Here is a 20,334-nt window from a genome sequence, read left to right on the forward strand (position 1 = left end):
CGAGCCGCACGCCCTCGGGCCGGCGGTCACTGGTGGTCCTCGATGTACTGTGCCGCGAGCCGGAACCGGAGGCAGTTGTGTTCGGTGTGGTCGGCCATCAGGTGGATGGCGTGTGCTCGCCCGCGGATGGGGTCGGTGCTCTTGCAAGCTGCTGGGTGGTCGAGGTGGCGGAGGCCGGCGGCGACGCGCTCGAGGAGGTCGCGGCTGCGGGTGTGCCAGAGTTGGAGGTTGGCCGCCATCGACTGGTTGTGCGCGCGTCTGGTGGGGAGTTTCGGTAGTTCCTGACGCAGGTGGTCGTCGACCGGGGCGGTACCGGAAGGGATCGGGTCCACGCAGGTCGGCTCGCGGACGGTGGTTTCGGTTGAGGGAACGGGCATAACGGTCGGCTCCGGGTTCTGTCGGGGCGAAAGTCGAGCGTGCGCCTGTGCGGATTGCGGTATTGATCGGTTTCAGCATTGCTGTGTTCTTGCGGCAGAAGGACACACTGAACCCGTACGGAGGCCGTACCCTGGCGGTATTGCAGCGGAGGGGAGAACGCCGAAAGATGGCGATTATCAAGTGGACTGGGTTCGAGGTCGCCGCGCTGCGTACGGCGTTGCGGGATACGCAGGTTCAGTTCGCCGACCGGATCGGTTGTTCGATCGAGTCGGTCGGAAAATGGGAGCGCAGAGGTGCCGACATCACCCTCGGCGCGAAGTACTCCGAGTGCATGGACACTGCCCGCAGGAGGCTCGACGACGAGCAGCGGGCTCGCTTCGACGCAGCGCTTCACCAGGGTCGGCGAACGGCGTCCGCTAACACATCCCCGCAACCTGCCGGAGCATCGAACGGTTTCTCGCGGTCATCTACGGTAATGATCCGGACGAGCGGCGATGGAGTCCCGGATAGTTCGCGCAGCGGCTCGCACGATGACAAGGTATCTACCTTGCGGCGGATGCTTATGGGATGCGTCCCCGATGCGCCGCCAGCCAATGAGTTCGAGATGACGGATGCGGTAGTGAGTACATGGCATCTGTTTTTTTCGGCCCGGCTGGGCGAAATGGAGCGTGGGCTTCTCACCGCGTTGGCGGGAGCGTACAACGCTGCCGAGGAGGTAACCGGGGAAAGTCTCCGGCGGGTAAATATTCTGCTCGCGCAACTATTGCATGCCTCCTCCAACCTGCTCGGCTACGTCGCGCATGCGGACTTGGCGACTCTCGCGCTTGTCCGTGCGGATGCACTAACCGCAGAAAGCGGGGACGAGCTGACGCGGGCTGCGATCAAAGGATCACAATCATGGCTCTTGGCAAAAAGCGGCCTGTACGACGATGCGGTCGCGTGTGCCGAAGAAGCCGCCGTTGGCATCGAGCCGCGATTGTCCACTGCCACACCGCGCCATATCGCAATCTGGGGAGAGCTTCTGTGCTATGCGGCATTTGCGGCTTCTCGAACGGGAGACCACCGCGAAGCGAGAAGATTCCTTCGGTTGTGTGAATCTGCCGGGACGCAGATAGAAGACGACTATCGTAGTCGGCCCGAGGCGTCCAATGTGTTCGGTCGCACCTCAGCCGCTAGTTTCGGCGTCATCAACGAGATCTCGGGGAATCGGCCGCGGGAAGCTCTGAAGCTTGCCAGTGTTATCACCGGCGGTGACACCGGTATCCCGCCCACACTGCAGAGCCGCCGGCTCGTAAACGTTGCTCAAGCTCAGATCGGCAGCCGAGACGATGCAGGGGCCTTGGATACGCTTCGTCGAGCGTGCTCGATGGCGCCAGAGTTCGTAGTTCACATATCCCTAGCCCACGAGCTGACCAATGAACTTATGAATCGGCGGAGTCGGCTACAGGCGAATGAACTCCTCGGCGTGGCCGACCATCTCGGAATATCGTGTGAGCTGTAGGAGTGCGACCTTGATTGTTAACCCGTCCGCATTTACCATTCTGTGTTTCGGGGATTCCAATACCTTCGGCCAGCCTGCCGAGGAGCGCGGCCGCTGGCCAGTGGACGTGCGCTGGACTGGGCGGCTGCAGAAAATATTGGGTACCGGGTACGCCATCATCGAGGAAGGTCTCGGCGGTCGCACCACGGACCTCGACGACCCGGGTCGAGATGATCGCAATGGCCGAATGTACTTCCAACCATGCTTACGCAGCCACTCGCCCCTGGATATGGTGGTAATTATGCTGGGGAACAACGACCTCAAAACCAAGTTCGGCCGAGAAGTAGAGGATGTCGCTACCGCGCTCGAGGGCTATATCGACAATATCGAGCGCACTGCTTGGACCCGCACCGGTGGAGTGCCGGCGGTACTGCTTGTCAGTCCGATCCATCTCGATGCCGACCAGCCGGCGTTTGCCGAGCAAAGTTCCGAATACGACGTTGACTCCGCGCGCAAGTCGCGCGAACTCGCTGCGGCGATAAGCCGAGTTGCTCGCAAGCGCGGCGCTCTGTTCGTGGACGCGGCGACCGTCGCGTGTGCGGGGATCGATGGTGCGCATTTGAGCCGTGATTCACACGAACCGCTTACAAGGCTGATTGCCCAAGAGATAGATCGAAGTGTTCAACTCCATGCTTGACCGCACATCCTGTAGAACGTGGCCTTATGACTCCTGTGCCCCCGCCGCTGGATGACAGCGAGATCGCCGACCTCTTGAAGCTCTGCCCGGTTGGCGGTGCGACGGTGACGAGATTTTCGCACTTCCGTCATGCCTGACACGAGTGCGTGCACCTCGCGATGTATGTCGCGGCGAAGGCCCGCGAGGTGAGTCACCACCCCGACATGCTGATCACAGGGCAGTCACTGTTGAACGCGTCACTTGTGTCCTGCCATATGCGGTACTCGACCTGATGACTTGTCGTCATGTCACCAACTTACCGCGAGGTTAGTCTGTTCCGAGGGCACGCTGCGGATGCTTACGCTTCGACCGTGACAACGGTAGTTTTCGGCGCCACGGGCAATGTCGGCAAACATGTCGCGGCGGGTTTGAAGTCACGAGGCGTGCGTGCCCGGCTGACAAGCCGCAACCTCGACAGAGCGCGATTCCCGCCCGGCGCGGATGTAGTCGCCGCGGATCTCGACCGGCCCGAAACCTTGCCTGTCGCACTCGAAGACGCACAGCAGGTGTTTCTCTACGCGAAGCCGGACGGAATCGATGAGTTCGTCACGGCAGCCGAGTCCAGCGGTGTGCGACACGTGGTCTTGCTTTCGTCCTCGGCCGTCCTGACGGACGTTTCCGGGACCGACCCGATCGCTCGGGCGCATGCCGTCGTCGAGTCGGCGATCGAGATGTCGAGTCTGGAATGGACGTTCGTTCGGCCTGGCATCTTCGCCGGCAACGCGCTGTGGTGGTGGCAGAAGTCCATCAGCGAAGAAGCTGCTGTTCGCCTGCCTTACCCCGATGCGTGGACGAGTCCCATTCACGAGAAGGACCTGGCCGCGCTCGTGGTGGCTGCGCTGACCGAGCCCGGCCATCACGATCGCGCCTACAACGTGTCGGGACCGGAATCGCTGACTTTACGCAGGCAGGTACAGCACATCGGCGAGGCCATCGGCCGCGATATCACCGTGGAGCAGGTCAGCGTCCCCCAGGCGCGCGTGGAACTGCTGAAGACCCTGCCGCCCATCGCCGTCGACGGCATTCTTGCCGGCTGGACAGCAGGGATCACCGCACCGTCACCCCTTACGAACGTTGCCGAGCTCACTGGACTGCAAGCACACACCTTCGCACAGTGGGCGGCTGACCACGCAGCTGAATTTCGCTGAGTGGTTACGGTTTACCGGGTGTCTTACGTGAATGTAATTCGTTGTTGCCCCGGATCGCCCGCCGCGGGATCGAGGACCCCACGCGTCTGAGCCGGTACCAGCGGAAGATCGACCGCACTATCGCGTGGTTGACCGGATATTCACGATCGACGGTCCGCTACAAACGACACGGCTGTCTCGTCGCGGTATTTCCACAACTCGCTGCCGCTCTCACCTGCTACGAGAAACTCCCCATATAAGACATCATCTGAGCCTCATTCAGCGGCCGGCTCGACTACTCCTGCCGTGCTCGAGTTCGGCGTAGAATCGGGTGCGTTAGGGAGTTACCCCTATGCAACAGCGATGGTGGGTGTGGATTGCCGCGTTCCTGACGATACTGGGGATGTGCGCTGTATTCGCCTGCAGTAGCGGTACTCGACCCGAGCGCGCTCCACCCGGTCCGGACACTTCCTCCCGGGTAGGGGTGCCTGTGCTGGTCGCGAAGATAGACAACAGTCCGCAGGCACGGCCACCGGTCGGGCTCGGAGCCGCCGATCTGGTCTACGTCGAGCCGGTCGAGGGTGGTTTGAGCCGGTTGGCCGCTGTGTTCTCGACCGACAAACCCCCGGTGATCGGACCGGTCCGAAGCGCACGAGAAACGGATCTGACGCTGTTGGACCAGTTCGGCAACCCGACATTGGCATCCTCCGGTGCCGCACCTGAGCTGGTTGCCTCTGTCGATCGCTCGTCGCTCCAGAACGCCTCGGCCGATCGGCAACCGGCGGCGTACTACCGCGACTACAGTCGCGACGCTCCGCACAACCTGTTCGTCCGCTCGGATCAGTTGCCCGTGGGCGGTGGCTGGCCATCGGCTTCGCAACCGCACTTCGGTCCTACGCCTGTCGGTGGCCGGCCCACGCAACACGAGGAAGCGCGATATCCGGACACGGTGATCGGTTTCGACTGGTCACCCGGCCACCACCAGTGGCTGGTGTCCATGGACGGTGCTGCCTACACCGGTGCCGATACCGGACAGCTCATGGCGAGTACGGTCGTGCTGGAAAGTGTGCAGGTATACGACTCGGCTGTCAGCGATATCGCGGGCAGCGTCTCACCCCTGGCCCAGACGACCGGTAGCGGACGGGCACTCGTACTTCGGGACGGACAAGCGTTCCCTGCTGTGTGGTCCCGGCCCTCCCCACAGGCCGGCGCAACCTATACATCCCCGACCGGTGCAGCCATCCCGTTCGCGCCGGGGCAGGTCTGGACGGTTCTGGTGCCGGCGCAGCTCTGGTAACCGAGACCGCGCTGCCTCCGCTTCTCGCCGGACGTGCCGTCGAGTCCTTTGTGGGGATCGGACGGAAGCCGGTCTCACCGACGGCGATCATGCATGCCCGGTCCGAAACCCCGACCTCGCGCACCACTCTGCCGGGCGCAACCGTGGTTTCGGCTTCATGACCGACCAGGTACCACCGAATCGACAACAGGTGGGTGCCGTACGGCCGATCCTTCCGGGGAAGTCCCGTCCCGGCTGGAGGTCACGTCGATGAACACGTGCTGCGCGGAGAGCCATTCGGCCGTGCCAGGGTGTACCACTCCGGCATCGGAGTAGGTGACCATGTGAATTGGTCAGGGGAAACAGGCGCGTTGATCTTGCGAGGGTCTGCAATACGATAACGAGGTGTCTGGTCTCGCGGTCGGGATGATCGCCGGGGTGGGTGTCGCTGCGGCCGCTGGAGCGTTGTGCGGGGCGGCCTATTTTCACCTGCTGGTGCCGTTCAACGAGGCACTGCGCAGCAACGGCGGTCCCAGCTACACCGGTCGCCGCCCGGCAGTGGTCCTCGCCCACACCTGCACTTCTGGGCACGAGCCCTCCTCGTGCGTATGCGCGCGGCGATATCGCCGCACCCTGCTGGACTACCGGGGCGCGGACTGGCGCCGCCGCCGATACGCGGTACCCGGTGAATACCCCGTCGGCCAGGAGGTACCCGTACGGGTCAGCTACTCCAGCAACCGTCCCTACCCGCTGACCTGGACCACCGTCCGGCGCACCGCGACCCGGGGCGCGGTGGCGGGCGCGCTGATCGGGCTGGTTCACGCGGCACTGCTGAGTCTGCTGCTCTACACCTGACCCGGGCGGCACGACGCGGCTTCGTGCCGGCTCGCCGGGCCGGCCTCGGTGCAGTCACCAGGGGCAACCGGAGACCGGAGAGAAACGATCGATTCGGTGACCTGGCTGGTCGCGATCATCTGATCGGTGCTGCCGGCGGCGGAACAGACCGCAGATCGCCGGCCGGCACCCGTACATCGTCGAGGCTGTCGGAAGCGATAGCAGGGGTCGGCGTCCCGCGGATGCCGGTGGATATGGTCTATGGAGTACGACTGCTGCGAAGGAGTTGACAGTGACAGTGACGGTGACGTCTGCGGTACCGCGATGGTTCACGGAAGCCATTGCGGAGTTGCCCGAACATCGTGAGGTCGAGGTCGCCGGGGGACCTGTTCATCTGCGTTGCTGGGGACCGGCCGGCGCCCCCGGTGTGGTCCTGGTGCACGGCGGATCGGCGCATTCGGGCTGGTGGGACCATATTGCACCGTTGCTTGCGACCACATATCGCGTAGTTGCGCTCGATCTGTCCGGCCACGGAGACAGCGCCGTGCGATCCCGGTATCCGCTCGACGGCTGGGCAGACGAGGTGATCGCGGCCGCCGAGGCCGGGGGGATATCGGATCGGCCGTATATCGTCGGCCACAGTATGGGTGGAGGGGTGACCGCCGCGGTAGGAGCTCGACATCGAGATTCTGTCGCCGGTCTGGTGATCATCGACTCACCGATGTTCCGAGAGCCGCCGGAAGAGGCCATTATCCGGCATCTCCGCCGTAAGTCGAAAGCCTACCGGACCAAGGAAGAAATCTGTGGCAGGTTTCGTACCGAGCCGGCCCAGGCCACGGTGCTGCCCTATGTGGCCCGGCATGTGGCGGAGGAATCGGTCCGCCGCACCGATGACGGGTGGGTCTGGAAATTCGATCCCGAGATGTTCCGAAAGCGGCTCGAACACGAGAGGATCGATATGCCCGGCCTGCTCCGGGCGGTGGATATCCCCGCGCTGTACATCCGATGCGAACTCGGGTTGGTCGAGCGTGATACCGCATCGGCGATCGCCGGGTCTTTCAAGCGTCGGGCGACAGTTGTCGAATTGGCCGACGCAGGCCACCATCCGATGATGGATCAACCGCTTGCTCTCGTCGCGACGGTGCGTACGGCTCTGGCGCAATGGGATTCGATGTAGATTCGCGTACCCCGGTGAGCCTCCGCTCGACGTTCCCTCCGCGGTGTCCGGGGCCGAGAGCATGGCCGAAACCAGGTCCCCGCGTCAGGAGCCGACCTCGTGCACGACCAAGTCACACCGCGCTACCAGCGCCGTCTGCAGAACGGTTCGGGATACCGTCTCCGACAGATGGCCGTGCGGTGTGATCACCGCGGTCGCGGCGGCCCGCCGACATTCCTGGAGCAGGTCGACGAACGCGGGTGGTAGCCCCTCACTCCGACTCCGCGGCTCGTGGAACACCGTGCCCAGCTCGTAGCCGAGCGCGGTCGCGGCAGCTCGGAGCATGCCTTCCGCGCAGCCGCGTTCGCTGAGCAGATCGTCGCGCAGGTACCCGTAGGCCAGTGGTAGTACTTCGGTCATCGCAGACACCATTCCCGTTCGTGTCGGCCGGTACGGACACGCATCTGCCTCGACCGACGGTAACCCTTCCTGCCGATCTCCCCGCAGTGCGGAGGCCGGCGTCCGATCTTCCGAGCCCCGGCCGGCCCGACCGCCCGGGTTCCTCGTCGGCGGCATCTCGCATCCGGTGGTGTGGTGCGCGACCACTTCGGCGAGAACCCCTCGATTCCGCCGTGTCGTAGCCGCCGACCGCCGACGAATCGAGGTTCGTCGAATAGGTAGAAAAGACACATCGGCAACGTGGATGCCGGCGCCGACCGTTCGCGCACGGCTCGATCGCGCGTCAGACGCCTGCACTTGGTCGGCAGAATGCAAATACTAAGATATGCGCATTCGACTATCTATTTCGGCGGCTTCGCTCGAGTCGGCCACAACCGGGCGAGCAACATCGATGGCGCGCATCCGGGCCGACAGGGTGAGGGCAGCGTTGAACCCGGTGCGGCCCTGTGGGCTTTCACCATTCTCACGGAGTGGCCGATGGCGCAGTCGGCCCGCTCCTATCGGCATCAGGAAGTAGGTGGGGCCGGGTCCATCGACCGCTGCGGCAGGCGGGATGACGGGTCTCGGCTCCTACGCTGTGTCCAGCACACCTCGGTGGTACATGTGGTCGGGCGCAGGTAGGTGGATCGGCCCGGCGGTTCGTCCGAGCCGACGGCCGCTGCCGCCGCGGCGCAGCGCGATGACCTCCGCGAGGATGGAGACGGCAGTTTCCTCCGGTGTGGTGGCGCCCAGATCGAGGCCGATCGGGGAGGACAGCCGGCTCAGCTCGGATTCGGACAACCCGGCAGCGCGCAGGCGTGTCATTCGGTCGGTGTGTGTCCGCCGGCTGCCCATGGCGCCCACGTAGCCCGCCGCGGAGCGTAGGGCGATCTCCAGTGCCGGGACATCGAAGCGCGGATCGTGGGTGAGGACGCAGACGGCGGTCGACGGTGTGATCGTCGCTTGTTCCAGGTAGTCCTGGGGCCACATGACGACCACATCGTCGGCTTCCGGGAAACGTTCGGGTGTCGCGAAAACCGGCCGGGCGTCGCAGAGTGTCACCGAGTATCCCAGAAGTTTCGCCGCGCGGACGAGCGCATGGGCGAAGTCGACCGCGCCGAACACCAGCATCCGCGGTGGCCGGGCAATCGACGAGATCAGTACCGAGAGTGTGTCTTCGGCGCAGTCCCCGGTCGCACCCAGCTGTAGAGTCGTCGTCGTGCCGGTCTCGAGATGGCGGGTGGCCCGGGCGTGCACTGCCACATCCAGGAGTGGGTTGCCGAAGGTGCCGGTCCACGAGACGCCGGTCGTGACAATCGACCTGCCCAGGTGCGCGCCCTCGGAGACAACGGTTGCCGTGGCGACCGGCCGGCCGGCCGCGACGCTGTCCGCGACCAACCCGACGCCGGGGAGGTCTGCCGAACCCGCGCGCTGGACGAGGACTTCCATCGAGCCGCCGCACATCAGTGCGACGGATCCGGCGCCGTCGTCGTCGACCGCGTACTGGTGGACTGTCGCGTTCCCGGTGTCCATCGCCTCGAGAGCCAGATGGAAGACATCGCTCTCGATGCACCCTCCCGAGATGCTGCCCACGACGGTCCCGTCTCGTGCGACGGCCATGACTGTGCCGACGGGCCGGGGAATCGAACCCGCCGATCCGATGATCGTGACCAGGGCGCAGTCGATTTCGGCTGCCTGCCATCGGGCCACTGCATTCAGCACCTCGTGCATCCGGACTACTCTCTGCCTGGTCTTGCCGGTCCGCGTAACGGCCGTGCTGCGACGGCCGGAACGCGGTTCGCTACCGGTGGCGGTCGTCGGCGTGCGGTCGACTGCGCGACCGGTACGCCCCGGCGAGACGATCGCCGGAGTCCCACGCTGGTGGGGCGACAGAAAAGATCGTACAGTACCTTTGCGCAAAGGTAAGCTGGTGTCAGCGACTAGAGATGGGTTGGGGCAGGGTCAGTGGCGGAAAATTCGGACGGTGTCGGCGAGATCATCCGGCAATGGGCCCAGTCGCGGCCCGAACTCGATGTCTCCGCGCTGGAGATCTTCGGACGAATGCACCGGAGCTTCCTGCTCTACCGTTCCCGGATCAACGGGGTGTTCGAGCAGTTCGGCACCAATGAGGCCGGCTTCGATGTGCTCGCGTGCTTGCGCCGCGCGGAACCGGAGTTCCGGCGCACAGCGGGTGAACTGGCGAAGCAGACGCTCGTGACGACGGGTGGCCTGACCTTGCGGGTGAACCGGCTGGAGGAGGCGGGGCTGGTCCTCCGGGAGCGTGACCCCGAGGATGCGCGGGTCGTCTACGTGACGCTGTCCGATATGGGGCGGGACCTCGTGGACCGGGTCGCCGATGCGCACTTCGCCGAACTCACGAGGATGCTCATGGGTCTGGACCCTGGGCAGAAGGCTCAGCTGGCGGGATTGCTCACAGTGCTCGAGGGGTCCTTGCGGACGGCCGCGCTGCCGGTGGGGGAGGAATCCGCGGTCGATCGCACCGCCTGAACGCCTGCTCTGCACGCTCCCGGATCTCACGATCTGGGAGCGTTCGTCGTTTCGGGGCAATTCCCGCGAAACCTTTTCGATCTTGTCTGTGGTGGCTGTCACACTGGTTTTTGGGGTGTGACCTGCATCTCTTCGCGCGAAGCGGCAGATTCCGGTTGAGTTAACCGGCTGTTAAGCGTCGAATTCTCGCCCATCCGGCGTTGACCTCTTAGCGGTAAGGAAGTAGAAATCTCTTGCAGCCAAGATGTTCGGCAACCGCGGTGGACTCCAGCCCGGTCGCCACCATCGTCCCGACAGGAGACGTTCATGACGACAATCCGCCTCGCGGCCGCGGCTTTGCTGGCCGGCTCCGCATTGGTCCTGAGCTCGTGCAGCGGTTCGAGCGAGCGCACTGCCGCGGCGACCGACGGCACCCTGGAGCAGACCGAGGTCTCGGTGGGCGTCCTTCCGCTGGCCGACTACGCGGCCGTGTACTGGGCGGATGAGAAGGGCTTCTTCGAGAAGGAGGGCCTCACGGTGAAGCTCGAGCCGATCCAGGGCGGGCCCATCGGCATCCAGAAGGCCGCTTCCGGCGAACTCGACTTCAGCATCGCCAACTCGATCTCCTCGGCGATTGCCCAGTCCCGCAAGACACCGATCACCACCGTCGCGCATACCGCCTCGCTCGGCGACAGCAGCGGAATCCTCTATGTGAAACCGGATTCGCCGATCCGATCGCTGGCCGATATCGACGGTAAGACCGTCGGTGTGAACACCACCAACAACATCGGTGATGTCACCATCGCCAACCTCGCGGCCGACCAGGGCGTCGATATCGAGCCACGGTACGTCGAGGTGCCGTTCCCCGAGATGCTGCCGGGAGTGCAGGCCGGATCGATCGACGTCGGGTACGCGCCCGAACCGTTCTCCTCGGCCGCGCGCGGTGCCGGGATGCGGGAGATCGCCGACCTCACGACGGGTACCAACAACGCCCTACCGGCATCGATCTTCGTCGCGGGTGACGATTTCGTGGCCGCGAACCCGGACACTACCGCGGCATTCGCGCGCGCGATCTACGCCGCCGGGGCCGATATCTCTACCCACGAAACCGAATTCCGCAACTGGCTGCCGGGTGTCGCCAAGGTCCCCGCGGAAGTGGCCCAGAAGATGTCGCTGCCGATCTTCGCATCGAGTATGGACCCGGCGAAGATGCAGTCCGTCGCCGATATGCTCGGCGCGCAGGGGCGGGTCCCCGCGGGCTTCGACGTCACCTCGCATCTCGTCACGCTCGAGGATTGATGATGAATCTCCTCCGTGAGCCGCTCGGCCGGAACCAGCGCATCGCCTACGGGATCGTGGGCGTGCTCGGGACAGCCGCGCTGACCGAAGCGGTCATCCGGACCGGCCTGGTCTCCACACCCGGATTACCTGTTCCGAGCCGGGTGCTGGCCGAGACCGGCGCGCTGTTCGGCGACCAGGCCTTCTGGCAGGAGGTCGGATTCACTCTCCGAGAATGGATGCTCGGCCTACTGATCGCCACCGTGGCCGGTATGGTGCTCGGCGGCCTGATGGGCGCCTTCACGAAAGTGTTCCTCGCCTTCGAACTCCCGGTCGAGGTGTTCCGGGTGTTGCCGTCGGTCGCGCTGGGGCCGGTCCTGGTGTTGCTGCTGGGTTCGGGAATGCTGCCGCTCTCGATCACCGTGGCGCTCGCCTGTATGTGGCCGATCCTGCTGAACACCCTGTACGGAGTCCGCGCCACCGACGCCACCGCTGTACAGACGGCCCGGACATTCGGTCTCTCGGGGATCGCGATCCTGCGCCGGATCAAGATCCCGAGCGCGCTTCCGTTCGCGTTCACCGGAATCCGGATCGCCGCGTCGATCGGGCTCATCGTCGCTGTCAGCGCGGAGCTGCTGATCGGCAACGGGCAGGGGATCGGCGGGTACATCCTGCTCAACAGCGCGAACGCGACCAACCTCGACACCGTATACGCCGCGACGCTGGTGGCCGGAGTCCTCGGCTTGGCGGTCAGCACGGCCTTCACCGCCCTCGACAACAAGGTGTTCGCATGGAAGAAGGGGCTGGCCCAGTGATGGTCGCATCGACCGACGACACCGGACTCGCCGCGACGGCGGTCCGGACAGGACCGAAATCTCCTGCCGTCACCGCGGCCGCGCGCAGCCGCGGCGCCCTGTCGCGACTGCTCGGCAATACGGGAATCCGGCTGCTGGTTCCGGTGCTGATCCTCGCCGGGTGGTGGGCACTGTCGCAGTCGGAGGTCGGCTCGCTGATCGTCGCGCCGCCGCTCGATGCCTTTCAGCGGGTCTTCACCGATTTCTTCAGCGCCGACGCCGGCCGGCTGTTCCTCGGTGACGCGACCTTCGACCACTTCTTCCCCAGCGTCTACCGTGCGATGGCGGGACTACTCCTGGCCGTCGTGATCGGAGTCGCGCTGGGCGTCGCGCTGGGTGTCGTTCCGGTGCTGACGGCGCTGTTCCAGCCGCTGATCCATCTGGGGCGGTCGCTGCCCAGCCCGGCGTTGCTGGGGGTGTTCTTCTTCCTGTTCGGAACGGGGGACAGCCCGAAAATCTTCCTCATCGCCTTCTCCGTGGTCTGGCCGATCCTGTTCAATACGATCGACGGTGTCCAGAGCGTGGGCGTCGGCCGGATGCAGGCGGCGGCGGTGTTCAAGATCTCGCGCCGGAATGTGCTGACACACATCGTCCTTCCCGGCGCGGGACCGAAGATCTTCGCCGGTGTGCGGACCGCGATGTCGCTCTCGCTCATCATCATGATCATCTCCGAACTACAGAAGGCGGAGAACGGTCTCGGTTATCTGCTGATCCGGACGCAGCGCGATTTCGACTACACCGGGTTCTGGTCCGTTCTCATCGTGCTGGCCGCGCTCGGCGTCGTACTCAATTTCATCTTCGTGTTCGTCGAACGGCGGGCGTTGGCCTGGCACCGAGGAGTGACTCAGCAAAATGACTAGTACAGATGTGACGGCCACGTCCGCGGAGCTGGTTCTCACCGGCATCTCGAAGTCCTACGGAACCAATCTCGCGGTCCGCGATATCACCGCCGCCGCCCCGGCCGGAAAAGTCAGCGTGATCGTCGGACCCTCCGGCTGCGGTAAATCGACCCTGCTACGGATCATCAGCGGGCTGGACGTGCCGACGACCGGTGCGGTCACTTTCGACGGGCGGCAGGTGTCCGGTGTGCCCGACGGCCTGGCTATGGTGTTCCAGGATTACGCGCGCTCGCTGTTCCCGTGGATGCGGGTGGACCGCAATATCGCCTTCCCGCTCGAACATCTGCCGCGGGCGGAGCGCGCTGTCCGGGTACAGGAAGCGATCGACGCGGTCGGGCTGTCGGGTAAGGAGAAGCTCTACCCCTGGCAGATGTCGGGCGGTATGCAGCAGCGTGTCGCCATCGCCCGGGCATTGGCCAGCCATCCGAAGCTGCTGCTCATGGACGAGCCGTACGCTTCGGTCGACGCCCAGACCCGCGCCGAACTCGAGGATCTGCTCCTGACGATCCAGGCGCGGCTGGGGATCACCGTCCTGGTCGTGACTCACGATATCGACGAGAGCGTCTACCTGGCCGATCACATCATCGTCCTGTCGAAGCCGCCGAGCATCGTGGCCGAGACGATCGAGGTCGACCTGCCGCGGCCGCGCGATCACATCACCACCAAGACGGATCCGCGATTCGTCGAGATCCGTTCGCATGTGACCAGGCTGCTGCGCGGTGAGGGCGTGGCAGCCGACGGCCCACGCGATTCGGTTGTGAGCAAGGCGAGCTGATGCGGGTCACGGTGGATGGATCCGGAATTGTCGCGCAGAGTCAATCGGCTCTGGCTTCGTTCCGGCTGTACCGTCCCGAGTCGATCGACGAGGTGGAAGCGGTGCTCGCGGCCGATCCGGAAGCGGTGATCGCCGCCGGATGCAGTGATCTCGTGGCCAGGATCCGGGAGGGTTGTGCGCCCGGGGCGCTGGTCTCGCTGCGGAAGGTCGCGGGCCTGAAAACGATCACCCACGAGGACGGTGTGCTCGACTTGGGTCCGCTGGTGACCCATCACGAGGGCGCGACCAGCGCGACGGTCGCCGCGGCGATCCCCGGACTCGCGGCGGCGTGGTCACGGATCGCCACCGTCCGGATCCGGTACACCGGCACGGTCGGCGGAAATCTGATGGCTCGGCGGTATCGCTACGAAATGCCCTTGATACTGGGTGCGCTCGATGCCCGGTTGACGGTCTCGGACGGCCGCACTCGCGCGCCCGGCGATCTGTGGACCGACGACACCACCGCGCTGCTCACCGGTATCGCGGTGCCCACTACGGATCTGGTGTGGTTCGGGTACGAGCGTTCCATGCGCCCCACCACCACGGTCGCCCTCGCGATCCGCCGGGAAGCCGACACCGCTCTGTCCGTCCACGCCACCGCGGGGTCGGAGTATCGCCGGGGCATCTCGCTGCGCGCCGGCACCGAGGCGGCATCGGTCGCCGATATCGACGCGGCCTCGACCGCGGCGGTCCTCGCCGCGCAACTCCCGGACGATATCGCCGATTACACCGGGTCCGCCGAATACCGCAGGCACCTCGTCGCAGTACTGATCCGCAGGCTGCTCACCGAGGCGGCCGCTGCCACCCATCATCGTGAGGACGAACCGCATGAGTGAACCCGATGCCGAGACGAGTTCGGCCGCCGCGGACGTGCCGCCGGGTGTGCTCGAGACCGCGATAGAGTTCAGTCTGAACGGCGAAAAGCACTACTGCCGAATCGATTCCAGCGCGGTACTACTCGATGTGCTCCGCGAGGATTTCGGCTGCCGGGGTGTGCGCCGTTCGTGCGAGCGCGGTGTCTGCGGCGCCTGCACGGTACTGGTCGACGACGTTCCGGTCGCCTCCTGTTCGACATTCGCGTTCGCGGTCGACGGCGCCGCCGTGGAGACCGTCGAGGGACTGGCGGCTCCGGACGGAACTCTGTCGCCGCAGCAGCGGGCCTTCGCGGAATGCGGTGGCTACCAATGTGGTTTCTGCACCTCCGGCATGCTGATGCTGACGACCGGTCTGCTACGCCGGGAACCCCGGCCCGACCGCGGCACCATCCGCGAATGGATCAGTTCCAACACCTGCCGCTGCACCGGTTACGAGATGATCATGGAATCCGTCGAACGTGCGGCGGAACTGACGGTCGCGCAGGACGGGGAGCGCGAATGACGGCGGTAGCGGATCGGCCGGGTGGCCGCGAACCGCGGATCGAAGCTCGTACCCACCGTGTCGACGAACGGACGATCGGTGGGTACCGGATCCGGGAGTTGCCGACGGCCCCACCGGAACACCGGGTGAGCGGACGGGACGGCCCGCGCGCGGACGCGACGGCCAAGGTCACCGGAAAGGCCGTGTACGGCGCCGATATCGTGCGGCCCGGCATGCTGCACGCGAAGGTGCTGCGCAGCCCGCACGCGCACGCCCGCATCGTTTCCGTCGACGCCTCGGCGGCACGGGCGCTCCCGGGGGTCACCGCCGTCGTCACCCAGGACGAGATCGAGGGGTTGCAGTGCTACGGGACGATGGTCAAGGATCAGCCGGTGGTCGCGACCGGCGTCGTCCGGTACGTCGGTGACGTGGTGGCGGCGGTCGCCGCCACCGACGAGCGCACTGCGCTCGCGGCACTGGATCTGATCCGGGTCGAATACGAGGTGCTGCCGGCGGTGTTCACCGTCGACGAGGCACTCGCGGAATCGGCGCCGGTCATCCACCCGGACGAGCCGTTCGGGGTGATCCCGAAGTACGGGCAGGGCGCGTCGGCGTCGCTGCGCAGTGCGCCGAACGTGAGTTACGAATTCCGGTACAGCACCGGCTCGCCTTTGGTCTGGGACAGCTGTGACCACGTCTTCGAGGACACCTTCCACTTCTCGCGGATGAACCATATGCATCTCGAACCCTTCGTGACCGTTGCCGAGGCGAGCGCCGACGAGATCGAGGTGTGGACCGCTACCCAGTCGCCGTTCAATCTGCGCAAGGAGCTGTCGCGCGTTTTCGGAGTGCCGGAGAACCGCATCCGCGTCCATGTGCCGCTGCTCGGCGGTGGCTTCGGCGCGAAGAACGGGCCCAAGGCCGATCCGGTCGCGATCCGGCTCTCGCAGCTCAGCGGCGGTCGGCCGGTCCGGTTCTGTATGACCACCGAGGAAGTGTTCCTCACGGTGTCCCAGCACGCGGCGACCCTCATCGTGAAATCGGGAGTGCGGGCCGACGGTACGTTCGTCGCGCGGCGGTCGACGGTACTGCTCAACGGCGGTGCCTACGCCGAGCACAGCCCCGCGGTCGCGGAGAAGGCCGGTTACCGGATGCCGGGTGCCTACCGTTGGCAGCATATCGATTCGGTGTGCAAGGTCGTCACCACCAATACCGTCCCGGCCGGGGCCTACCGCGGATTCGGCGGCACCCAGGCGACGTGGGCCAGTGAGCGGCAGGTCGACCTGATCGCCGATCGCCTCGGACTCGATCCGTACGAACTGCGGGTGCGCAACCTGAAGGCGCTCGGTGAGGAGTTCGTTCCGGGTGAGTCCGGTATCGACTCCGATCTGGTGGCGGGGATGCGGGTGGTGGCCGACGCGATCGGTTATCACGAGCGGGTGCGGACCGGTAACCGGGGCATGGGCGTTTCGGTGGGTGTCAAGGACGGCGGCGGTATCAACAAACCCGCCATGGCGCGGGTCAAGGTCACCACGCGGGGGGATGTCCTGCTCAACTGCGCGCTCACCGAGATGGGGCAGGGTGGGCACTCCGCGATGGCGCAACTGGTCGCCGAGGTGCTGCGCTGTGATCCCGCCCGGGTGGCCTACGCGCGTATCGACACCGACAACACCCCGTTCGACCAGGGCACCAACGCGTCTTCGGGAGTGGCGGTGATGGGGCAGGCGGTGCGGACGGCGGCCGAGAAACTCCGCGACGAGGTACTCGACTGGGCAGCTACGCAACTCGCCGTCGATCCCGCCGGGCTCGAACTCGTGGACTGGCAGGTGCACACACCCGGCGGGACCGTGCACGATCTGTTCCCGATGATCATGGAGGTCTTCGGCAACACCGGATTCGAATTCTCCGCCGACGGTTTCTACAAGGCGCGTAACGATCACCGTGCTCCGCTCGAGGCGCCGTGCGTGTTCTGGGAGATCGGCTGGGCGGCCGCCGAAGTGGAGGTCGATCCCGAGACCGGCCGGATCACCGTCTTGCAGCTGGCGGTCAGCGGTGACGCCGGCAAGGTGATCAACAAGATCGCGTGTCGCGGTCAGGACGAAGGGGCGGCGGTGTTCGGATTGGGACAGGCGTTGTTCGAGGAGCTCCGGTACGACGCCGGCGGCGAACTGCTCAACGCCGAAGCGCTGCTGTACCGGGTGCCGCTCGCCGAGGACATCCCGGAACGGTTCGTCTCGATCACGCAGGAACAGGGGCACGGCGCGGGACCGTTCGGCAGCAAGGGCATGGGGGAGGGCGGGATGCTACCCGTCGCCAGCGCCATCGCCCAGGCCGTCGCGGACGCGGTGGGCGCGCAGATCACCGAACTCCCGCTGTCACCGCAGCGGGTCTACGAAGCGATCGCCGCGCGTGCTGCGGTACCTCCGCCTGCGCTGCGGTCTCCGCGGATCGCATCCACCAGTGATTCCGAGGGGGCGCGATGAGGAGATACCCCCACCCGCGTTCCGGGCTGCGCAGACCGCGGGTCACCGATTCCGCGGGCGCGATGTGGCCATGCCCGTGCGGCGATCTCCGCCGGCTACAGGGGAGGGTGTTATGACTTCGGCGTCGAACCGCACGCGCCCGGCCGCGGCACTATCCGCGGGTCGGAATCCGGTGCGGGTGTGCGTACTCGGTTACGGGAGTATCGGTGCGGTCGTGGCCGAGCGGCTCCGCCGCGGGGACGTACCCGGTGCCGAACTGGCCGGGATCGTCAACCGGTCACCGGTCGCGGACCTCCCGGCGCCCGCGCTCGGCCTCGCGGAAGCGCTCGACATCGCGGACGTGGTAGTCGAATGCGCGTCGCAGGAGGCGGTATGGGAGGTTGCCCAGCAGGTGGTCGATGCCGGGCGTGACCTGCTGGTGTCGTCGGTCGGGGCGCTGTCGGATCCGGCGTTCGCGCAGCGGATCGCGGGTCGCGGGCCGGGGCGGGTGGTGTGTACGCACGGTGCGGTCGGCGGCCTCGATCTCCTTGCCGCCGCCCGCGACGCGGCGCCGTTCGACCGGGTACTCGTCCGGTCGACGAAATCGCCGGAGTCGCTGGTGCAACCGTGGATGGACGCGGCGCAGCGGCTCCGGATCGGCACCACGGCGACGCGGCTCCAGGTTTTCGCGGGCAGTCCGGCCGAGGCGGCGCGGCTGTTCCCGAAATCGCTGAATGTCGCGGCCGCGGTGAGTTTCGCGGTGAGTGACTGGGAGACGGTGTCGGTCGAGTTGTACGCCGATCCGGATGCGGAGCTCACCTGCCACGAGATAGAGGCGTCGGGACCGATCGGCAGGTATTCGATCAAGATCGAGAATCTGCCGAGCGCGGACAATCCGCGGACCAGTGCGGTGGTGCCGTACTCGATCCTGCGGACGCTGGCACATCTGACCGGCCATCCGAATCTCATTGCTTGACCGGGCCGCTCGACGCGACGACGAACACCCCGAAGGGCCCGGGCCGGGCCCGTTACGACAACTTCACGCAGACATCTTGACGGTAAGTATCTTTTAGCTCAGACTCTTTTACCGGAGGGATTCGGAGCTCATGCGGTTCCGGACAGTGCTGCGACAGAGGGAACGGATGAAGACCCCGATGGACTTACCGAGCAGCACGAGCACTCGTTCGCCGCAGGCGGCAAACGAGATCCCCGCCTTCGGGCCGCAAGCCCCGGCGGTACCCACCGACGCCGCGGATCTCGAACATTCGTGGACAGCCGCACCGGTTCTCGATACGACCGATGAGATCTTCGTGGCGGGCCGGTGGGTGCGCGGCTCGGGCGCGGTCATCGAATCGGTCGATCCGGCCACGGGCCGGGTCTTCGCGCACCTGCACGGTGCCGTCGCACACGATGTCGAACTGGCCGTCGACGGTGGCCTGCGGGCGGTCGCGAGCTCCGGTTGGGCCGAGTTGCTACCGCACGAGCGCGCGGCCGTCCTGTACCGGATCGGGACCGCGATCGAGGCCAACACCGACCGCATCGCCGCCCTGCAGACCGCCGATACCGGAAAGACGCTCGCCGAAACCGGTGCCCTCGCGCGCAGCGCCGCCGGCACCTTCCGGTTCATGGCGGCGGCGCTCGAGACGATGGAGGAGACGATCACGCCCCGGCGGGGTCCGTTCCTCACCTTCGCGACCCATGAACCGATGGGGGTCGTCGGCGCCATCACGCCGTGGAACTCACCGATCGCCTCGGACGCGCAGAAGATCGCCCCGGCCCTCGCGGCGGGAAACGCGGTCGTCGCCAAACCGCCGGTCTGGGCGCCGTGGGTGACCCTGCTGCTCGCCCGGCTGGCGGAGGAGGCCGGCCTACCGCCGGGCCTGCTGTCGGTGCTACCCGGACCGGGGCGCACCGTCGGCGACGCACTCGCCCGGCATCCGGGAATCGGCAAGATCTCGTTCACCGGTGGTACCCGGACCGGTCGCGCGCTGGCACATGTCGCCGCCGAGAAGCTGATGCCGATCACCCTCGAACTCGGCGGGAAATCGCCCACCATCGTCTTCGCCGACGCCGACCTCGATCAGGCGCTGGCCGGGGTGCTGTACGGCATCTTCTCCTCGTCGGGCCAGAGCTGTATCGCGGGGTCCCGGGTCTTCGTACAGCGCGCGGTATACGACGAATTCGTCGACCGCCTGGTGGCAGCGACCACGGCGCTGCGGGTGGGTCCGGGCACCGATCCGCGCACCCAGGTGGCGCCCATGGTCACCCGGGAGCACCGGGACGGGGTCGCGGCGATGGTCGACGACGCGGTGCGCGAGGGTGCGACGGTGCTGTGCGGCGGTTCCGTCCCCGCCGATCCCGCCCTCGCGGACGGCGCGTACTACCTGCCCACCGTGCTCACCGGCGTCCCGAACAGTGCGACCGTCTGCCAGGAGGAGATCTTCGGGCCGGTGGCGGTGGTGCTCCCGTTCGAGGACGAGGCCGATGTCGTCGCCCAGGCCGACGACACGGTATTCGGTCTGGCCTGCGGAATCTGGACCTCGGACTATCGGCGCGCCTGGCGGACCGCCCGCGCCGTCCAGGCCGGAACCGTGTGGATCAACACCTACAAACAGTTCAGTATCTCGACTCCCTTCAGCGGGCTGAAGGACAGCGGGATCGGTACCGAGAAGGGCCGCGACGGAATCCGGTCCTATATGAACCAGAAGAGCATCTACCTCGACGTGTCCGGGCAGCCGCTGCCCTGGGCAGGTCGGTGA

Annotated in this window: 19 protein-coding genes and 1 pseudogene; 17 read left to right on the forward strand and 3 right to left on the reverse strand. The window is 66.1% G+C overall.

Annotated features, from left to right (window positions below):
- Positions 1-26: 26 nt before the first annotated feature.
- Positions 27-377 carry a hypothetical protein gene (locus ACWEWT_RS13025; protein ID WP_452558646.1) on the reverse strand — a complete coding sequence of 117 codons (351 nt, stop codon included), beginning with the start codon at positions 375-377 and terminating at the stop codon, positions 27-29.
- A gap of 47 nt (positions 378-424) precedes the next feature.
- On the opposite strand from ACWEWT_RS13025, the gene ACWEWT_RS13030 reads away from it, so the two are divergent.
- The 7 genes and pseudogenes from ACWEWT_RS13030 (at position 425) to ACWEWT_RS13060 (ending at position 7,008) form a co-directional block, all read left to right on the forward strand.
- A complete protein-coding gene (locus tag ACWEWT_RS13030; protein WP_452558648.1) occupies positions 425-1,879 on the forward strand; it encodes a helix-turn-helix domain-containing protein in 1,455 nt (484 codons plus the stop codon).
- Between the two features lie 10 nt (positions 1,880-1,889).
- Positions 1,890-2,555, forward strand: coding sequence for a GDSL-type esterase/lipase family protein (locus tag ACWEWT_RS13035; protein ID WP_452558650.1), 666 nt, complete (start codon positions 1,890-1,892; stop codon positions 2,553-2,555).
- Between the two features lie 350 nt (positions 2,556-2,905).
- Positions 2,906-3,742 carry an SDR family oxidoreductase gene (locus ACWEWT_RS13040; RefSeq protein WP_452558652.1) on the forward strand — a complete coding sequence of 279 codons (837 nt, stop codon included), beginning with the start codon at positions 2,906-2,908 and terminating at the stop codon, positions 3,740-3,742.
- Positions 3,743-3,765: 23 nt separating this feature from the next.
- A pseudogene (locus ACWEWT_RS13045) lies at positions 3,766-3,864 on the forward strand (IS5/IS1182 family transposase); the annotation flags it as partial.
- 347 nt (positions 3,865-4,211) lie between these two features.
- Complete coding sequence (locus tag ACWEWT_RS13050; protein WP_452558654.1) at positions 4,212-5,018, forward strand: DUF3048 domain-containing protein; 807 nt, start codon at positions 4,212-4,214, stop codon at positions 5,016-5,018.
- A gap of 384 nt (positions 5,019-5,402) precedes the next feature.
- The gene (locus ACWEWT_RS13055; protein WP_452558656.1) at positions 5,403-5,852 is read left to right on the forward strand and encodes a hypothetical protein; all 450 of its coding nucleotides are present in this window, start codon (positions 5,403-5,405) and stop codon (positions 5,850-5,852) included.
- A gap of 271 nt (positions 5,853-6,123) precedes the next feature.
- Positions 6,124-7,008, forward strand: a complete 885-nt coding sequence (locus ACWEWT_RS13060) for an alpha/beta fold hydrolase (RefSeq protein ID WP_452558658.1) — start codon at positions 6,124-6,126, stop codon at positions 7,006-7,008.
- An 84-nt stretch (positions 7,009-7,092) separates the two neighbouring features.
- On the opposite strand, the gene ACWEWT_RS13065 is transcribed toward ACWEWT_RS13060, so the two are convergent.
- Both ACWEWT_RS13065 and ACWEWT_RS13070 read right to left on the reverse strand, forming a co-directional pair.
- The gene (locus tag ACWEWT_RS13065) at positions 7,093-7,407 is read right to left on the reverse strand and encodes a hypothetical protein (RefSeq protein WP_452558660.1); all 315 of its coding nucleotides are present in this window, start codon (positions 7,405-7,407) and stop codon (positions 7,093-7,095) included.
- Between the two features lie 609 nt (positions 7,408-8,016).
- The gene (locus ACWEWT_RS13070; RefSeq protein WP_452558661.1) at positions 8,017-9,156 is read right to left on the reverse strand and encodes an XdhC family protein; all 1,140 of its coding nucleotides are present in this window, start codon (positions 9,154-9,156) and stop codon (positions 8,017-8,019) included.
- Positions 9,157-9,390: 234 nt separating this feature from the next.
- On the opposite strand from ACWEWT_RS13070, the gene ACWEWT_RS13075 reads away from it, so the two are divergent.
- From ACWEWT_RS13075 to ACWEWT_RS13120, 10 genes are all read left to right on the forward strand, one after another.
- Positions 9,391-9,933 (forward strand): MarR family winged helix-turn-helix transcriptional regulator, encoded by a 543-nt coding sequence (locus tag ACWEWT_RS13075; protein WP_452558662.1) that lies wholly within the window; start codon positions 9,391-9,393, stop codon positions 9,931-9,933.
- Positions 9,934-10,239: 306 nt separating this feature from the next.
- Entirely contained in the window at positions 10,240-11,211 is a 972-nt protein-coding gene (locus ACWEWT_RS13080; RefSeq protein ID WP_452558664.1) for an ABC transporter substrate-binding protein, read from the forward strand.
- Positions 11,211-12,005 (forward strand): ABC transporter permease, encoded by a 795-nt coding sequence (locus ACWEWT_RS13085; protein WP_452558665.1) that lies wholly within the window; start codon positions 11,211-11,213, stop codon positions 12,003-12,005. The genes ACWEWT_RS13080 and ACWEWT_RS13085 overlap by 1 nt, the downstream gene beginning before the upstream one ends.
- Positions 12,005-12,904 (forward strand): ABC transporter permease, encoded by a 900-nt coding sequence (locus tag ACWEWT_RS13090; protein ID WP_452558667.1) that lies wholly within the window; start codon positions 12,005-12,007, stop codon positions 12,902-12,904. The genes ACWEWT_RS13085 and ACWEWT_RS13090 overlap by 1 nt, the downstream gene beginning before the upstream one ends.
- Positions 12,897-13,718 (forward strand): ABC transporter ATP-binding protein, encoded by an 822-nt coding sequence (locus tag ACWEWT_RS13095; RefSeq protein ID WP_452558668.1) that lies wholly within the window; start codon positions 12,897-12,899, stop codon positions 13,716-13,718. The genes ACWEWT_RS13090 and ACWEWT_RS13095 overlap by 8 nt, the downstream gene beginning before the upstream one ends.
- On the forward strand, positions 13,718-14,593 hold the full coding sequence (locus tag ACWEWT_RS13100; RefSeq protein ID WP_452558669.1) for an FAD binding domain-containing protein: 876 nt from the start codon (positions 13,718-13,720) through the stop codon (positions 14,591-14,593). Before ACWEWT_RS13095 ends, ACWEWT_RS13100 begins: the two co-directional genes overlap by 1 nt.
- Positions 14,586-15,134, forward strand: coding sequence for a (2Fe-2S)-binding protein (locus ACWEWT_RS13105; RefSeq protein ID WP_452558671.1), 549 nt, complete (start codon positions 14,586-14,588; stop codon positions 15,132-15,134). Before ACWEWT_RS13100 ends, ACWEWT_RS13105 begins: the two co-directional genes overlap by 8 nt.
- Positions 15,131-17,596 carry a xanthine dehydrogenase family protein molybdopterin-binding subunit gene (locus ACWEWT_RS13110; protein WP_452558673.1) on the forward strand — a complete coding sequence of 822 codons (2,466 nt, stop codon included), beginning with the start codon at positions 15,131-15,133 and terminating at the stop codon, positions 17,594-17,596. Before ACWEWT_RS13105 ends, ACWEWT_RS13110 begins: the two co-directional genes overlap by 4 nt.
- Positions 17,597-17,708: 112 nt before the next feature.
- The gene (locus ACWEWT_RS13115; protein WP_452558675.1) at positions 17,709-18,551 is read left to right on the forward strand and encodes an aspartate dehydrogenase domain-containing protein; all 843 of its coding nucleotides are present in this window, start codon (positions 17,709-17,711) and stop codon (positions 18,549-18,551) included.
- Positions 18,552-18,729: 178 nt separating this feature from the next.
- On the forward strand, positions 18,730-20,334 hold the full coding sequence (locus tag ACWEWT_RS13120; protein WP_452558677.1) for an aldehyde dehydrogenase: 1,605 nt from the start codon (positions 18,730-18,732) through the stop codon (positions 20,332-20,334).

Source organism: Nocardia sp. NPDC003963, from assembly GCF_053605105.1.

Excerpts from the sequence above, each read along its gene's own strand:
- ACWEWT_RS13025 (WP_452558646.1), bottom strand. The coding sequence starts at position 377 with ATGCCCGTTCCCTCAACCGAAACCACCGTCCGCGAGCCGACCTGCGTG.
- ACWEWT_RS13065 (WP_452558660.1), bottom strand. The coding sequence starts at position 7,407 with ATGACCGAAGTACTACCACTGGCCTACGGGTACCTGCGCGACGATCTG.
- ACWEWT_RS13070 (WP_452558661.1), bottom strand. The coding sequence starts at position 9,156 with ATGCACGAGGTGCTGAATGCAGTGGCCCGATGGCAGGCAGCCGAAATC.
- ACWEWT_RS13080 (WP_452558664.1), top strand. The coding sequence starts at position 10,240 with ATGACGACAATCCGCCTCGCGGCCGCGGCTTTGCTGGCCGGCTCCGCA.
- ACWEWT_RS13085 (WP_452558665.1), top strand. The coding sequence starts at position 11,211 with ATGATGAATCTCCTCCGTGAGCCGCTCGGCCGGAACCAGCGCATCGCC.
- ACWEWT_RS13090 (WP_452558667.1), top strand. The coding sequence starts at position 12,005 with ATGGTCGCATCGACCGACGACACCGGACTCGCCGCGACGGCGGTCCGG.
- ACWEWT_RS13095 (WP_452558668.1), top strand. The coding sequence starts at position 12,897 with ATGACTAGTACAGATGTGACGGCCACGTCCGCGGAGCTGGTTCTCACC.
- ACWEWT_RS13100 (WP_452558669.1), top strand. The coding sequence starts at position 13,718 with ATGCGGGTCACGGTGGATGGATCCGGAATTGTCGCGCAGAGTCAATCG.
- ACWEWT_RS13105 (WP_452558671.1), top strand. The coding sequence starts at position 14,586 with ATGAGTGAACCCGATGCCGAGACGAGTTCGGCCGCCGCGGACGTGCCG.
- ACWEWT_RS13110 (WP_452558673.1), top strand. The coding sequence starts at position 15,131 with ATGACGGCGGTAGCGGATCGGCCGGGTGGCCGCGAACCGCGGATCGAA.
- ACWEWT_RS13115 (WP_452558675.1), top strand. The coding sequence starts at position 17,709 with ATGACTTCGGCGTCGAACCGCACGCGCCCGGCCGCGGCACTATCCGCG.
- ACWEWT_RS13120 (WP_452558677.1), top strand. The coding sequence starts at position 18,730 with ATGGACTTACCGAGCAGCACGAGCACTCGTTCGCCGCAGGCGGCAAAC.